Below are 16,013 nucleotides of genomic sequence, written 5' to 3'. Positions count from 1 at the left end.
ATTCGGAGATTTCAGAAAAAAAAAACAATAGGGGGGAACAATGTGAAAAAACGTTTTTCATTACTGCTTGTTATTTTGTTGGCGGCAAGTATGATTTTGGCAGCCTGTGGCGATGGAAAAGATAATGGTGATGAAGGTTCTGGAGATTCTGGAAAGACGGAACAATATCTTCGTGTAAACATTAAAACCGAACCATTTTCATTACATCCAGGATTGGCCAATGACAGTACCTCTGGATCTGTTTTAAGGAATACCTTTGAAGGATTAACGCGAATTGGTCTAAATGGTGAACCGGAAAATGCTATGGCTGAAGATATTCAAGTTTCTGAAGACGGAACGGTTTATACATTTACATTGCGTGATGCAAAATGGTCAAACGGGGATCCTGTAATCGCTCAAGACTTTGAATACGCCTGGAAATGGGCTTTGGACCCTGCTAATGAATCCCAATATGCATATCAATTGTATTATTTGAAAAACGGTGCCGCAGCTAACGAAGGCAAAGTAAGCTTAGATGAAGTTGGCGTAAAGGCAATCGATGAAAAGACGTTAGAAGTTACATTGGAGCAACCAACACCATACTTTTTGGAATTGACAGCATTTTATACGTATTTGCCAGTCAATAGTAAGATTGCTGAAGCAAATCCGGATTGGTATAAAAATGCTGGTGAAGACTATGTTTCCAATGGACCGTTTAAAATGGCTAGTTGGGAGCACAGAACGAAAATTGAATTAGTTAAAAATGATCAGTACTGGGATAAGGATAATGTAAAATTAGAAAAAATCGATATGCATATGATCGATGATGAAAACACCGAATTATCCATGTTCCAAAAAGGTGAATTGGATTGGGCAGGTGCTCCGTTCTCCGCACTTCCAACCGATGCGATTCCACAATTGAAGAAAGATGGAGATTTAAATATTAAACCAATTGCAGGTGTTTATTGGTACAAATTTAATACAGAAGTTGAACCATTTAACAATGTGAAAATTCGGAAAGCATTTAGTTACGCAATTAACCGGCAAGCGATTACCGATAATATTTTACAAGCGGGACAAATCCCTGCGATGGCAGCTGTACCGCCTAGCATGTTCCAAGAAAATGAAGACGGATATTATAAAGATAACAATTTAGAAGAAGCGAAAAAGTTATTGCAAGAAGGTTTGGAAGAGTTAGGATATAAGGATGTATCAGAACTTCCAACTATTACGATTTCTTACAATACAAGTGAAGCCCATCAAAAAATCGCTCAAGCGATTCAAGATATGTGGAGAAAAAATCTTGGTGTTGAAACTGAATTGGAAAACGAAGAATGGGCTGTATATATTGAAAAACTTCACAATGGCGACTTTATGATTGGACGTATGGGTTGGCTCGGTGACTTTAACGATCCGATCAACTTCCTCGAATTATTCCGTGAAAAGGATGGAGGAAATAACGATACGAGATGGGAAAACGCTGAGTTCAAACAATTATTGCTCGACTCACAAGAAGAAAGAGATCCTGATGTCCGTATGCAAATGTTAAAACAAGCTGAAGAAATCTTCATCGATGAAATGCCAGTCGCTCCAATTTATTTCTATACAAATGCATGGTTACAACCGGATAACTTAAAGGATGTTGCAATCTCTGGTCTTGGAGACGTTCAATTGAAGTGGGCTTACTTCGAATAATTAAGAAATAAATTATATCCATTTTTCACAGTATGGGTATGTGGAGAAAACCATATACCCATACTTAAATTATGTTGGAGGTGTTACACTTGCTGAAATACATTTTAAGGCGACTAGGCTTCATATTGCTTACACTATTCGTCATTATTACAGTGACGTTTTTCTTAATGCGCCTTGCTCCGGGGAACCCTTTCACTTCAGAAAAAAGACTCCCTCCAGAAATTGAAGCCAACCTCAATGCCCATTACGGATTAGATCAACCGTTATATAAACAATATTTCGATTACTTAGGTAAAGTGGTAACATGGGATTTTGGTCCATCCATAAAATATAAAGGGCAATCGGTGAACGATTTGATTTCTGACGGTTTTCCCGTATCCCTACAACTCGGTTTGGAAGCGATTGTTATTGCACTCTTCTTTGGAGTTTTGCTTGGAGTGCTTGCTGCTATTCGACAAAACCAGTGGGTTGACTACTTATCGATGAGTATAGCGGTTATTGGGATATCGGTGCCATCCTTTATTATTGCTGCCCTTTTACAATATGTTTTTGCGATGAAGCTAGATTGGTTCCCTGTTGCTACATGGGAATCCTTTAGACATACGATTTTACCTGCAGTGGCATTAGCCCTGGCACCCCTTGCCTATATCGCCCGTTTAACCCGTTCAACAATGTTAGAAGTGTTGAGCAATGATTATATAAAAACCGCCAAATCAAAAGGATTTAATGAGCGGATTATCATCTATAGGCACGCTCTACGGAATTCATTATTGCCTGTCGTATCTTATATGGGGCCATTGACAGCAAACGTGATTACGGGAAGTTTTGTTATTGAAAAGATTTTCGGAATTCCCGGTCTTGGGGCGCATTTCGTTCAAAGTATAACCAATCGGGACTATACGGTAATTATGGGGGTTACATCCTTTTATAGTATCATCCTGTTATTGTCGATTTTGATGGTTGATATCATTTATGGACTGATTGACCCTCGTATTAAAGTATCGGCAAAAGAGGAGGTATAGCTATGTCTTTATTATCACCTGGAAGAGAAAAGTTTGAATTCGTCGAACAAACATTAGTAGATGCTGAAAAAATTGAAAAGAAGAGTATTACCTTTTGGCAAGATGCTATGCATCGCTTCCGGAAAAATAAATTGGCGATGTTTGGAATAATTATTTTACTTGTTTTAGTCCTTTTTGCCATTTTTGCCCCGATATTTAGTTCCTATGATTATCGAACGAATGATTATACGGCAACGAATCAAGCCCCCTCTGCGGGACATTGGTTCGGAACGGATGAACTAGGTCGAGATGTTTTTGTAAGGACTTGGATTGGTGCTAGAATATCATTGTTCATCGGTATTATGGCAGCATTAATCGATTTGATTATCGGGATCATATGGGGAGGAATTGCTGGATATAAAGGTGGTAAAGTCGATGAAGTAATGATGAGAATCGCAGATATTTTATACGGAATTCCATTTTTACTCCTCGTTATTTTATTAATGGTTGTTTTCGGTCAATCCTTATGGACGATGATTTTAGCAATGACGATTACTGGATGGATTAATATGGCTCGGATTGTTCGGGGACAAGTATTGCAATTAAAGAACCAGGAGTTTGTTTTGGCCGCAAGAACGCTCGGTGCCGGTTTTAATCGGATTTTATTTAAGCATTTAATTCCAAATACAATGGGACCTATTTTAGTCACTTTAACATTAACGATTCCGTCTGCAATATTTACTGAATCCTTTTTAAGCTTTTTAGGGTTAGGATTGAATCCACCTCTTGCCAGTTGGGGTACGATGGCCAATGACGGTTTATCAGCAATGGAATATTATCCGTGGCGATTATTTTTCCCAGCGTTCTTCATTTCAATCACAATGTTTGCCTTTAATGTAATTGGAGACGGATTACGAGATGCAATTGATCCACGTTTGCGTAAATAGGAGGTGTGCCGAGTGGAAAAAATCATAGAAATTAATAATTTGCATATCAATTTTTATACCCAATCCGGAATTGTAAAGGCTGTTCGAGGTGTTAATTTTTTTGTTAATCAAGGTGAGACCCTTGCACTTGTAGGCGAGAGTGGATCCGGAAAAAGTGTCACTGCACAAGCGATTATGAAATTATTACCCACACCTCCATCTAAAATCGAACAGGGTCAAATCATCTTAGATGGAGAAGATATCGTACCAAAAACGGATCGACAGATGGAAAAAATCCGTGGAAATACAGTTAGCATGATTTTTCAAGATCCGATGACATCATTAAATCCGACGATGAGAATTGGAAGACAAATTTCTGAACTGATTATTAAAAATGAAAAAGTATCAAAACGAGAAGCGAAAGTGAAGGCAATCGAATTGTTGAAAATGGTTGGAATCCCGAAAGCTGAGGAACGATATGTTCAATATCCGCACCAATTTTCCGGAGGGATGAGACAACGAGTAATGATTGCCATCGCCCTCGCTGCGAAACCGAAACTTTTGATTGCAGATGAACCGACGACTGCTTTAGATGTGACAATCCAGGCGCAAATACTGGAATTAATGAAGGAATTAAAGGAAAAATTGAATACGTCGATTATTTTTATTACCCATGATCTTGGTGTTGTTGCCAATATGGCAGATCGGGTCGCGGTAATGTATGCTGGCCAAATTGTTGAGGTAGGTACGGTTGACGAAATTTTCTATGATCCTAGACATCCATATACTTGGGGACTATTAGCCTCGATGCCCAGCCTTGACAGTAGCGCTGAAGAAGAATTGCATGCCATTCCTGGTAGTCCGCCAGATTTAACCCATCCACCAAAAGGGGATGCTTTTGCGAGGAGAAGTAAATATGCGATGGAAATTGATTTTGAAGAAGAACCACCATTGTACCAAGTTTCCGAAACCCATTTCGTGAAATCTTGGTTACTCCATCCAGATGCACCGAAGGTTATACCTCCAAAAATGATTTTAGATCGGAAACGGGATTTTCCAGGGAACTTTCCCGAACCAGTGCTTGTGAAGGAGGATCGCTAAATGGCTGAAAAATTAATCGAAGTGAAACATTTAAAGAAAATATTCAATGAAGGAAAGCCAAATGAAGTAAGGGCGATCGACGATGTATCCTTCGATATTTATAGAGGAGAAACATTAGGTCTCGTCGGCGAATCAGGTTGTGGAAAATCGACGACTGGAAGAACAATTATTCGACTTTACAATGCGACAAGTGGACAGGTCTTATATGAAGGTAAAGATGTTCATAAAGTAAAAAAACATAAGGAATTAAAAGAATTAAACCAAAAAATGCAAATGATTTTCCAAGATCCCTATGCTTCTTTAAATCCACGTATGAAAGTATCCGATATCATTGCAGAGGGGATCGACATTCACGGTTTGGCCAAGTCGAAAAAAGAACGGATGGATCGAGTATACCATCTTTTGGAAACGGTCGGTTTGAATAAGGAACATGCAAACCGGTATCCCCATGAATTTTCAGGGGGGCAAAGGCAGCGGATCGGGATTGCCCGTGCCTTAGCAGTAAAGCCGGAATTTATAATTGCCGATGAACCGATTTCGGCTTTGGATGTTTCCATTCAAGCCCAGGTTGTTAATTTATTGAAAAAACTACAGAAGGAAAACGGTTTGACCTATCTATTTATCGCTCACGATCTTTCAATGGTGAAATATATTAGCGACCGAATAGGGGTTATGTATTTCGGGAAATTAGTCGAACTTGCACCGAGTGATGATTTATATAAAAATCCTTTACATCCGTATACAAAATCCTTATTATCTGCTATTCCACTACCAGATCCGGATTACGAGCGTCATCGGAAAAGAATCCGTTATAACCCGTCCGTCCACCAATATTCTGATTCCGACAAATTGGCTATGCGTGAAGTAGCTCCTGGACATTTTGTTTATTGTTCGGAAAAAGAGTTTGAACAGTATAAAAAGGCATATAAAAACTAATGAAATGAAAGGGTGCCAAAAGAAGGTGCCCTTTTTTATTGGAGAAAATTAATCATTTCGAAATAGTGGTGAATGAAAGGATAGGTCTTGTGTACATTCTTTTTTCCTTGGCGTTTCATTTGGTGTATAAGTGATTGTTCAGAAGGGTTTATCGGGTAAGATGAAGGATGTACAAAAGGAAAGCATGTCCGTGAAAATGGGTGTAAATTTTTCTTTTACTTTTGCATAGTATAAAGTAATTCCCGATTAAGTAATATTCTTTTAATACTTTATCGCTTTAATAAGAAAAATATTTTTGAAGTTTAATATGATTTTAGACACATATAATGTATGCGGTTTTGTGGAGAAAGGTGAATAAAAAATGAAGGAGGGGTTTAATTGAGTTATATGGATAGTGGTCAATTTACACTTTCCCAGGAAGATTGGTCCCTCCATCGAAAAGGCCATGACGATCAACAAAGGCATAAAGAGAAAGTTCAAGAAGCAATTAAAAATAATTTACCTGATTTAATTACCGAAGAAAATATTATTTTATCGAACGGAAAAGAAGTCATTAAAATTCCGATACGTTCCCTTGATGAGTATAAAATTCGCTATAATTACGATAAAAATAAACATGTTGGTCAAGGAGATGGAGATAGTCAAGTAGGAGATGTGGTCGCTCGTGATGGTTCGAGTCAGAAAGGTCCTGGGATCGGTCAAGGAGCTGGGGACCAACCTGGAGAAGATTATTATGAAGCGGAAGTGTCCTTAGCTGAGTTGGAAGAAGCCCTTTTTCACCAATTGGAGCTACCAAATTTGAAACGGAAAGACGATCATGAATTACAAACGAAAGACATTGAATTCAATGACATTCGAAAAACAGGACTTATGGGGAATATTGATAAGAAACGGACGATGATGTCTGCTTTTAAACGGAATGCTCTAAGAGGAAAACCATCCTTTTTCCCAATTTATCCGGAAGATTTAAAGTTTCGCACATGGAATGAAAAGATCAAATATGAATCAAAAGCTGTCGTCCTCGCCATGATGGATACAAGCGGAAGTATGGGTATATGGGAAAAATTTATGGCAAGAAGTTTCTTTTTTTGGATGACACGGTTTTTACGATCGAAATATGAAACGGTAGAAATTGCATTTATTGCCCATCATACGGAAGCGAAAGTCGTCACAGAGGAGGAATTTTTTTCGAAAGGTGAAAGTGGGGGCACGATTTGCTCTTCCGCTTACAAAAAGGCATTGGAGTTAATCGAATCGAAATTTAACCCCAATCAATACAATATATATCCCGTACATTTTTCCGACGGTGACAATCTAACTTCAGATAATATCCGTTGTGTAAAACTCGTTGGAGAACTAATGGACCGATCCAATATGTTTTATTATGGGGAAGTGAACCAATACCAGAGACATAGCACTTTAATGTCCTCCTACAAACATATTAAAGACGATCGTTTTCGTTATTATATCCTCCGTCAAAAGGCTGATGTGTTCCATGCATTAAAACACTTCTTTCAAAAAAAAGAGGTGGTTCAAACATAAGGAAACCAATGTGAAGCAACAATATTTCTGTAGAACATATTTTATAGGAAACAATCAAACACGATTGCATATTGTCCAATCGTCAAGATGATGGGCAATTTTTTTATTTGTTATAGGTAGTTAGATAAAACAAGATTCCTACTAGAATAGGTATGAAACCTATGTTATGATTAGAGCGTATCTAAATTACGCAATCGTTTGCACAAAAAAGGATATCGTGATTCAAAAAGCCGTTTTCTTTAAATGATGTTGTTAAAACGGATTTTTTCTCTGTAAAAAAACATAAAGGAGAGACGTTTACAGTGGGAAAACATTGGTGGAAAGAAAGCGTTGTATATCAAATTTATCCAAGGAGTTTTAACGATTCAAATGGAGATGGAATTGGTGATTTACGTGGAATCATCGAAAAGCTCGATTATTTGAAATACTTAGGAGTGGATGTCATTTGGTTATGCCCTGTTTATCGTTCTCCAAATGATGATAATGGGTATGATATAAGCGATTATAAGGCGATTATGGATGAATTCGGAACGATGGAAGACTGGGAAGAACTATTGGAACAGGCCCATGCACGGGATATGAAATTAATCATGGATTTAGTCGTAAATCACACGTCTGACGAACATTCGTGGTTTATTGAATCACGAAAGTCAAAGACGAATCCATATCGTGATTATTATATTTGGCGCCCGGGAAAAGATGGTCGGGAACCGAATAATTGGGAGTCGGCTTTCAGCGGTTCCGCATGGGAATACGATCCGGAAACTGATGAATACTACCTTCATTTGTTCAGTAAAAAACAACCCGATTTAAATTGGGAAAATGAAAAGGTGCGGAATGAAATTTATGAAATGATGACATGGTGGCTCGATAAAGGAATCGATGGATTTCGGATGGACGTCATTAATTTTATTTCAAAAGTGCCTGGACTGCCAGATGGGGATATTGAACGGGGGAAAAAATATGTATCCGGACATAAGTATTTTATGAATGGTCCGAAAGTCCACGATTATTTGCAAGAGATGAACGAACGAGTGTTATCAAAATACGATGTGATGACCGTCGGTGAAATGCCAGGTGTAACTGTGGATGAGGCGAAGCTATATACGGCACCCGAACGAAATGAATTAAATATGGTCTTTACTTTTGAACATATGGATTTGGATGCGGGTCCTGGAGGGAAATGGGATTTGCGTCCGATGAAATTAACGGATTTAAAACGGGTGATTAATAAATGGCAAACAGGCCTAAGTGGAGTCGGATGGAACAGTTTGTATTTAAACAATCACGATCAACCACGGATGGTTTCCCGTTTTGGAAACGACAAAAACTATCGAGTGGAGTCGGCAAAAATGTTAGCAACTTTCCTCCATTTTCTCCAAGGCACTCCTTTTATATATCAAGGAGAAGAAATTGGAATGACGAACGTTCAATTCCCTACCATCGATGATTATAGAGATATTGAAACGTTAAATATGTATCGAGAGCGAGTCATTGAAGGCAATGAACGAGAGGAAAAAATTATGCAAGCGATTTATGAGAAAGGACGAGATAATGCTAGAACACCAATGCAATGGGATGATAGTCCAAATGCCGGTTTTACCGAAGGGACACCTTGGATTTGCGTCAATCCAAATTATAAAAATATTAATGTGAAACAAGCTATAGAGGATTCAAACTCCGTTTTTCACTATTATCGAAAAATCATCAAACTTCGGAAAAGGAATCCGATTATCGTCTACGGTGATTTTCAACTGCTCGATGAAGAAAATGAAAACATATTTGCATATATGAGAATGTATGAAAATGAGAAACTTCTCATCCTTTGTAACTTTACTGACCAAAATAGATCTTACCAGTTACCAAATAATATCTTTCATCCAGTTGAACCATTGATTTGGAATTATCCCGATCTAGATGACTGGGAAGAGATGATTACCCTTCGTCCTTATGAAGCAATCGTTTTAAAAGGAAAATAATTGGATATTTTTTTATCACTTTGAATATAAACTATCACTTTAAGCAGACGAGGAATGTTCAACGAAAGAAATGAGGTGCATAAATGGACAAACTACATCAGGAAAAACGAACGTGGTGGAAAGAAAGTGTCGTCTATCAAATTTATCCGAGAAGTTTTAAGGATGCTAATGGCGATGGGATTGGTGATTTGAAGGGAATTACGGAAAAACTTGACTACATTAAAGATTTAGGTGCAAATGTGATTTGGCTTTGTCCAATGTACAAATCTCCGAATGATGATAATGGTTACGATATTTCTGACTATCATGCAATCATGGACGAATTTGGAACGATGGACGATTTTGACACGTTATTAAATGAGATTCATAAACGGGGAATGAAACTAATCATCGATTTAGTAATCAATCATACGAGCGATGAACACCCGTGGTTTATCGAGTCTCGGTCGTCGAAAAATAGTCCAAAAAGGGATTGGTATATTTGGCGAGATGGGAAAGATGGAAAGGAACCGAATAATTGGGAATCGATTTTTGGTGGATCCGCTTGGGAGTATGATCGGGAAACAGATCAATATTACTTGCATTTATTTTCAAAAAAACAGCCGGATCTCAATTGGGAAAATGAAGAAGTTAGAAAAGCGTTACAAGAAATGGTTCTTTGGTGGTTGGATAAAGGAATTGACGGGTTTCGAATCGATGCCATTTCCCATATTAAAAAGAAACCCGGTCTTCCAGATATGCCAAATCCAAAGGGATTACCGTACGTCCCGGCTTTTCCTTACATGATGAACGTGGAAGGAATCGACGAGTTTTTAAAAGAGTTTTCAGAAAAAACGTTTAAAAAATATGACATTATGACTGTTGGTGAAGCAAACGGTGTAAAAGTAAACGATGCGGAACGTTGGGTCGGTGAGAATAAAGGGTATTTCAATATGATTTTCCAATTCGAACATTTAGAGCTGTGGGACAAAGGAATCAATAAAGGGGTCGATGTACTTAATTTGAAACGTACCCTCACCCGTTGGCAAAAGGGATTGGAAGGAAAGGGTTGGAATGCCTTATTTATTGAAAATCACGACCAACCTAGAAGCGTTTCGACCTGGGGAGACGACCAACGCTATTGGAAAGAAAGTGCAAAAATGCTCGGTGCCCTGTATTTTTTTATGAAAGGAACTCCATATATTTATCAAGGGCAAGAAATCGGTATGACGAATGTGCAATTTCCAAGGATTGAGGACTATAATGACGTCGGTATGCGGAACTTTTATGAATTGGAACGAAAAAAAGGACGAACCCATCAAGAAATAATGGAAGTCATTTGGAAAAAAGGCCGGGACAATTCCCGAACACCGATGCAGTGGAACGGGAAGAAGATGGCCGGATTTACGACTGCTGAAAAATCCTGGTTAGGAATCAATCCGAATTACCAATCGATCAATGTGGAAAAACAGATGGAAGACCCTGATTCCATTTTAAATTTTTACAAAAAGATGATCCGTCTCCGAAAGGAATATGATGTGTTTGTTTACGGAACATATGATTTGTTATTTGAAAACGATCCCCACCTTTTCGTTTATACGAGGACGTTTGGAAATGAACAGGCTTTAATAATTTGCAATTTTCACGAACGAACGGTCCAATTTGTTACGCCTTCAGAATGTGGAAGTCATCCTTTTAACCTTCTGTTGGCGAATTATTCCGATGTGGATCAAACATTGCCCCAAACTTTCGATTTACGTCCGTATGAAACCCGTATTTATATACGAAAATCGACGAAGGAAGATCCAACGTAGAAATGTAAAATGTGCCCTATTGAGTAGACAATTTGAAAACCTACTCGATAGGGTTTTTGAATTTCAAAAAACACGATCAAGTAGTCTTTTTTACAAAATATGTACGTAAAAGGGCACATTAAAACGATTACATCCCGTTTTCCTTTTTCCCAGCTTTAAAGAATCTCTTTTCTAATTTCTATGTTTCAATGAAAATATTTCTAAATCCGAAAAAAATTGATATAATATGGCAAGGACTTTAGTTGAAATATAAAGTCGGCGAGGAGTCTAATCGATATGAACGGACAAATCAGCAGTACCCAATCAGTTGAGAAAAAAGAAAAAATTTGGACGAAGGACTTTATTCTTATTTGTTTGGCCAACTTCTTTATCTTTTTAGGTTTTCAAATGACGTTGCCTACGTTGCCACTTTTTGTGGAACAACTCGGAGGTAATGACCAAATTATCGGTCTTGTCGTCGGTATTTTTACATTTTCCGCTCTGTTGATCCGTCCGTATTCAGGACATGCGTTAGAGTCGAAAGGAAGAGGATTTGTTTATTTAACCGGTTTAATCATATTCGTTTTGTCTGTTGGTAGTTACAGCGTGATTTCCGGCATTTTTTTCTTATTAGGAATACGGATTATCCAAGGGTTAGGTTGGGGTCTATCAACGACAGCAACGGGAACGATTGCATCGGATTTAATTCCTCCTTCAAGGCGAGGAGAAGGGCTTGGATATTTTGGATTGTCGGGGAATTTAGCCCTCGCCTTCGGACCGTCCCTCGGATTAATGCTAGTGGATGAAATCTCATTTCAACTTTTATTTCTAATTTGTGCGGGTTTAGGACTAACCGCCTTTTTATTATCGATCCAAATTCGTTTTAAGAAGGCTGAAAAAGAACCGGTCACCCATAAATGGGATATTTATGAAAAATCCGCATTGAAACCGGCTCTTCTCCTATTTTTCATTACCGCTACTTTCGGGGGAATCGCCTCCTTTTTACCCCTTTATACTGTGCAAAAAGGGGTGGAAGGGATTCAATGGTATTTCTTTATTTACGCAATTGCGTTAATGATTACAAGAACATTTGCAGGACAACTGTATGATCGAAAGGGTCATCAGGCCATATTTTTACCGGGAGTCTCACTTATTTTTATGGCGATGCTCTTACTCGCTTGGCTTCCAAATAGCCTATCCCTGTTTACCGCCGCCTTTTTGTACGGGTTCGGATTTGGAACGATTCAACCGGGTCTACAAGCTTGGGCCATTGAAAAAGCGCCGAAAAATCGGAAAGGAATGGCCAATGCAACGTTCTTCTCATTTTTCGATCTCGGTATTGGCATCGGAGCAATGATTTACGGTCAAATTAGTCATTTATTTGGATATCAAAGTATTTATTACACATCCGCATTATCTGTCCTTCTTTCCGCATTTCTTTATTTGTTTTTTTTAAAAAAAGAGAGAAAATATGCTAGTAGCTAAATGCTTTTTTAAAAACGGAATGGATACTATAATAAAGGTTAAGCAAAACCCTTTAAATAGGAAATCTGTCCAATGCTGGAGATGAAAGGAGTAAGAAGATGAAAGCAAAAGTAGATTGGAAAGGAAATATGGCCTTTTCCGCACAAGTTCCTTCTGGTCATGAAATTATTCTTGACGCATCGAAGGAAGTAGGTGGAGAGGATAAAGGGCCGAGACCGGGAGAATTGGTTTTGGCAGCGGTTAGTGGATGTACAGGGATTGATATTATATCGATTATGAAAAAGATGCGGTTAAATCCGACATCCTTCCATATGGAATTGGAAGGGGAAAGGGCAGAGGAACATCCGAAAAAATTTACCCGGATCCATATCCATTACGCATTAGAAGGAGATCTTCCAGAAGATAAAGTTGTACGGGCAATTAAATTATCGAAAAATAAATATTGCTCCGTATCCCATTCGTTAAAAGCAGAGATTGTTGCTACATACTCCATTAACGGGATAAAGGGAAAAGAGGAATTGTAATTATATAGAAATATGTTTTTGTGAAAGAAGCAGGAATGAAAACAAATCCGTTTTCGTCCCTGCTTTTTTTGAACGAAAAGATAACAAAAATTTCCAAAAAAATCGGGTTCAGATCATTTAAGCACGCTTTTTGACGATTGTTTATACGGATTTATTAGTTAGTGATGAAACTACGCTTAGTTAAAGTATTAAAATAAGTGAGAAAAGGCGAACAGTGAATTTAATGGAAAAATATTCGTTTGTAAACTTTTGATACATACGTAAAAGACATAGAAAATTAAAACAGTAATTTTTACCGATTTCAGGATGAAGTTAAAATGTTTCAAAAGTCGTACACTTGTATACTCGTTTACTCTGTTAATAGTTCAATGTCACCAATGGGTGTCAATCATATTTTTTTGAGTAAAAGATCGGAAGTTACAGATAATAACATGAAAATGTAACATTTATGGGGTGATAAAAATGGGTGAGAAATTGAGCCGTGTTGTCATTGTTGGAACCGGTTATGTCGGAGCAAGTTTTGCATTTACTATGTTAAATCAAGGGGTTGCATCTGAACTTTGCCTAATTGACATGAATAAGGAAAAGGCGTTGGGAGATGTCATGGATTTAAATCATGGACTGCCCTTTGCCCCATCTCGGACGAAAATATGGCAAGGGGATTATTCCGATTGTAAAGATGCGGATATCGTTGTATTAACTGCAGGAGCGAATCAAAAGCCTGGTGAAACAAGGCTTGATCTTGTAAATAAAAATACAAAAATATTTCAGTCCATCGTCAGCCAAGTGATGGAAGCGGGTTTTAATGGGATATTTATCGTCGCAACAAATCCAGTAGACGTATTATCCTATGTAGTATGGAAAGTTTCCGGTTTGCCCAAGGAAAAGGTGATCGGTTCAGGAACGATTTTAGATACAGCTCGGTTTCGTTTTTTGCTCGGCGAATATTTCCAAGTTGATCCTCGGAATGTCCATGCTTACATTATTGGAGAACATGGTGATTCGGAGTTACCTGTTTGGAGTAGTGCGGATATCGGTGTAATTCCTCTTTGTGATTATTTGGAACAAAAAGAAGGAGTAAAACAGTGCGATCTCGATGATATTTTCATCCATGTTCGGGATGCGGCCTATGAAATCATTGCGAAAAAAGAGGCAACATATTATGCAATTGCTATGGCTCTCGTTCGTTTAACAAAGGCTATTTTAAATGATGAACATTCTATCTTAACTGTATCGACTTATTTAGATGGTGAATACGGTTTTGAAGATGTATATATTGGAGTCCCATCCATTGTAACACGACAGGGTATCGAACGAGTTTTAGAAATAGAGCTAAATAAAGAGGAAAAGGCCATGTTTGCTCGATCAGTTCAAGTGTTAAAGGATTTGATTGGACAGTTGGACTTGAAATAAGTATTTTTGAAAATCGAATAAAAAATGAAAGGCGGGGGACAACCCGCCTATTTTATTTCCTATTTGGCACAATTTTTAATGGGGTAAAAATGCTAGCTGAATAATAAAAAGTACAGAAAAAATATACATAATCGGATGAATTTCCCTCCATTTTCCCATGACAACTTTCAAAAGCGGAAGGGAAATAAATCCGAGGGCAATGCCAGTAGCGATGCTCGAAGTAAGTGGCATACATAAAATAACTAAAAAAGCAGGAAAGGCTTCGTCGATCTCTCCCCAATGAATTTTTGCAACATTTCCCATCATTAAACTTCCAACGATAATTAAAGCTGGTGCAGTGATGGAAGAAACAGTTGATATCGCTCCGACAAAAGGTCCGAAGAAAGAGGAAATAAGGAAAAGAATTGCCACAACAAGCGATGTCAGACCTGTTTTCCCTCCTGCGGCAACACCAGCAGTTGACTCAATATAAGCGGTTGTCGGGCTCGTCCCAACCATTGAACCAACTGTCGTTGCGACGGAATCGGATAACAACGCTTCCTTTGCTCGAGGTAACGATTTTCCTTTCATAAAGCCAGCCTGTTCACATACGCCAATCATCGTTCCCGTCGTATCGAAAATGGTGACAAGCAAAAAGGAAAAAACGACTGCATATAGAGAATAGTCGATTACATTTGAAATTGCGGTAAATGGGTTCGTAACAATCAATCCTTCTGGTAATGAAGGGAGAGAAATAATGTTTCCATCAAATGAAAGTTGACCAGTTAAGATTGCGGTAATGGTTGTTACAAGCATACCGAGAAAAAGTGCACCATTCACTTTTAAAGCCATAAGGACTAAGGTGATGACTAAACCGAATAATGCTAAAAGGACGGAAGGGGAATGTAGATCTCCAAGCCCGATTAAATTCGTTGGATGGGCGGTGATGATTCCCGTATTTTTAAAACCGATAAAAGCGATAAATAAACCGATTCCTGCAGAAATTCCATGTTTTAAATTGTTAGGAATCGCCTCGATCAACATTTTTCGAAAGGATGTAACGGAAAGGAGAATAAAGATAAATCCTGCGACAAATACGGCGGAAAAAGCCGTTATATATTCAATTCCACCATGGGAACCGACAACGGAGACGGCAAAATATACATTTAATCCCATTCCAGGAGCAATGGCAATGGGATAGTTGGCAAAAAGGGCCATCCAAAGGGTTCCAACGACTGTCGAAATAATCGTTGCTGAAAATACTTGCTCAAATGGAATTCCCGTTCCAGATAAAATAGATGGGTTGACGACGATGATATAAACCATTGTAAAAAACGTGGTAAAACCAGCGAATAGTTCCGTTTTTACGGTCGTTTTGTGTTCTTTCAGTTTAAACATGATGGCCTCCTAAATACGAACATTTTTTAGCACAATAACAATAATATTCGTTTTTAGAAAAAACTGCAAGGGAAAATTTCAAAAGGAGACTGAAAGAGGGAAAAGAAACGATAAAATGTTAGATTTTTATAAAAAGAAAATATATTCATAATTAAAACAAAAATATATTGAATATCATATAACGATAATTTATAATTACGTTAATAAAACGTTATATAAAGGTAGGTGATCCTTGTGTCTCCTTTAACGAAATTGTACGGTGAAAGGACGGAAGAGGAGAAAT

The 16,013-nt window shown here is 38.0% G+C and carries 12 protein-coding genes; 11 read left to right on the top strand and 1 reads right to left on the bottom strand.

The window, feature by feature from the left end:
• Positions 1-42 precede the first annotated feature (42 nt).
• The 11 genes from OE105_RS09740 to OE105_RS09690 all read left to right on the top strand — a co-directional run bounded on the left by OE105_RS09740 (position 43) and on the right by OE105_RS09690 (position 14,353).
• The gene (locus OE105_RS09740; protein ID WP_275419991.1) at positions 43-1,674 is read left to right on the top strand and encodes a peptide ABC transporter substrate-binding protein; all 1,632 of its coding nucleotides are present in this window, start codon (positions 43-45) and stop codon (positions 1,672-1,674) included.
• An 89-nt stretch (positions 1,675-1,763) separates the two neighbouring features.
• On the top strand, positions 1,764-2,696 hold the full coding sequence (locus OE105_RS09735) for an ABC transporter permease (protein ID WP_275419990.1): 933 nt from the start codon (positions 1,764-1,766) through the stop codon (positions 2,694-2,696).
• Positions 2,697-2,698: 2 nt separating this feature from the next.
• Positions 2,699-3,622 (top strand): ABC transporter permease, encoded by a 924-nt coding sequence (locus tag OE105_RS09730; RefSeq protein ID WP_275419989.1) that lies wholly within the window; start codon positions 2,699-2,701, stop codon positions 3,620-3,622.
• A 12-nt stretch (positions 3,623-3,634) separates the two neighbouring features.
• Positions 3,635-4,702 carry an ABC transporter ATP-binding protein gene (locus tag OE105_RS09725; RefSeq protein WP_275419988.1) on the top strand — a complete coding sequence of 356 codons (1,068 nt, stop codon included), beginning with the start codon at positions 3,635-3,637 and terminating at the stop codon, positions 4,700-4,702.
• The gene (locus OE105_RS09720; RefSeq protein WP_275419986.1) at positions 4,703-5,638 is read left to right on the top strand and encodes an ABC transporter ATP-binding protein; all 936 of its coding nucleotides are present in this window, start codon (positions 4,703-4,705) and stop codon (positions 5,636-5,638) included.
• Between the two features lie 387 nt (positions 5,639-6,025).
• The gene (gene yhbH / locus OE105_RS09715) at positions 6,026-7,180 is read left to right on the top strand and encodes a sporulation protein YhbH (RefSeq protein WP_420842598.1); all 1,155 of its coding nucleotides are present in this window, start codon (positions 6,026-6,028) and stop codon (positions 7,178-7,180) included.
• Between the two features lie 302 nt (positions 7,181-7,482).
• A complete protein-coding gene (locus tag OE105_RS09710) occupies positions 7,483-9,159 on the top strand; it encodes a glycoside hydrolase family 13 protein (protein WP_275419984.1) in 1,677 nt (558 codons plus the stop codon).
• Positions 9,160-9,242: 83 nt separating this feature from the next.
• Complete coding sequence (locus OE105_RS09705; protein WP_275419983.1) at positions 9,243-10,952, top strand: glycoside hydrolase family 13 protein; 1,710 nt, start codon at positions 9,243-9,245, stop codon at positions 10,950-10,952.
• A 276-nt stretch (positions 10,953-11,228) separates the two neighbouring features.
• The gene (locus OE105_RS09700; RefSeq protein ID WP_275419982.1) at positions 11,229-12,416 is read left to right on the top strand and encodes an MFS transporter; all 1,188 of its coding nucleotides are present in this window, start codon (positions 11,229-11,231) and stop codon (positions 12,414-12,416) included.
• A 98-nt stretch (positions 12,417-12,514) separates the two neighbouring features.
• Complete coding sequence (locus OE105_RS09695) at positions 12,515-12,940, top strand: OsmC family protein (RefSeq protein WP_275419981.1); 426 nt, start codon at positions 12,515-12,517, stop codon at positions 12,938-12,940.
• Between the two features lie 462 nt (positions 12,941-13,402).
• Entirely contained in the window at positions 13,403-14,353 is a 951-nt protein-coding gene (locus OE105_RS09690; protein ID WP_275419980.1) for an L-lactate dehydrogenase, read from the top strand.
• 75 nt (positions 14,354-14,428) lie between these two features.
• Here OE105_RS09690 and OE105_RS09685 read toward each other — a convergent pair whose 3' ends face one another.
• The gene (locus OE105_RS09685; protein ID WP_275419979.1) at positions 14,429-15,730 is read right to left on the bottom strand and encodes an NCS2 family permease; all 1,302 of its coding nucleotides are present in this window, start codon (positions 15,728-15,730) and stop codon (positions 14,429-14,431) included.
• Positions 15,731-16,013: the final 283 nt, after the last annotated feature.

The sequence above is a fragment of the Fervidibacillus halotolerans genome, from assembly GCF_026547205.1.
Classification (GTDB): Bacteria; Bacillota; Bacilli; order Bacillales; family Caldibacillaceae; genus Fervidibacillus; species Fervidibacillus halotolerans.
The sequence above is the reverse complement of the archived record's forward strand: the minus strand, read 5'-3'. Positions and strand labels throughout refer to the sequence as shown.